Source organism: Sporolactobacillus shoreicorticis (assembly GCF_024125445.1).
GTDB classification, from domain to species: Bacteria; Bacillota; Bacilli; order Bacillales; family Sporolactobacillaceae; genus Sporolactobacillus; species Sporolactobacillus shoreicorticis.
The window spans coordinates 1-578 of record NZ_JAMXWM010000100.1 but is presented as its reverse complement, the minus strand read 5'-3'; the positions used below and the strand labels follow the sequence as shown (position 1 = coordinate 578).

2 protein-coding genes are annotated in these 578 nt (G+C 38.4%); both read left to right on the top strand.

The annotated features are described in order from the left end of the window. Nucleotides 1-53: 53 nt before the first annotated feature. Entirely contained in the window at nt 54-362 is a 309-nt protein-coding gene (locus NIE88_RS22180; RefSeq protein ID WP_253065729.1) for a hypothetical protein, read from the top strand. Nucleotides 363-364: 2 nt separating this feature from the next. After that, the coding region (locus tag NIE88_RS22175) for a hypothetical protein (RefSeq protein WP_253065727.1) at nt 365-578 on the top strand (214 nt) is incomplete at its 3' end.

Below are 578 nucleotides of genomic sequence, written 5' to 3'. Positions count from 1 at the left end.
GAAACTGGGATTGACTGCGATCAATCTTGGGGAAATCAAGGGAGCTGAAAACTATGAATCTTGCAGTGGATCGTACTGAATCGTTTGAAGAAAAAATGGCTCGTATCACTGAGAAAACAGCTAAGTCAGCTTTATTATTCACCAGTTTCTGCGAACTTGAGAAGAAGCATCTCACTCATTCACAAAATGAAATTAGACCTCATTTTGTTCGTTGGATCAAGAATCAGCAGGTCAAATATTATAACGAGTTTATCGTTGGATTTTCACGGGATATGAAATGGGATAGCAAGAAATTGGTTAAGATTCAATACCCAACAAAAATGTTCGTTCAGATGAGACGTGAAGTTCGAGAGGGGCGATGAAAGTGATGGACTCAGATAAAGTCACACATTTATTCCAACTTTGTGTGAAAGCGGAGACTGACTTTAGAAATGAAAGCCGTCCAAAATTGGCACGAAAGGCAGCTAAGCTTCAGCACAAACTATATTGGATCACCGTCAATGAATTGCGTAAAGAAGATGAAAAAGGTAATGCTCAATTGACCGGTATTGAACGTAAATGCTTTTTAATCATCAAAT

Bases quoted from the DNA above. Each gene is read 5' to 3' on its own strand.
- NIE88_RS22180 (WP_253065729.1), top strand. From the start codon at position 54: ATGAATCTTGCAGTGGATCGTACTGAATCGTTTGAAGAAAAAATGGCT.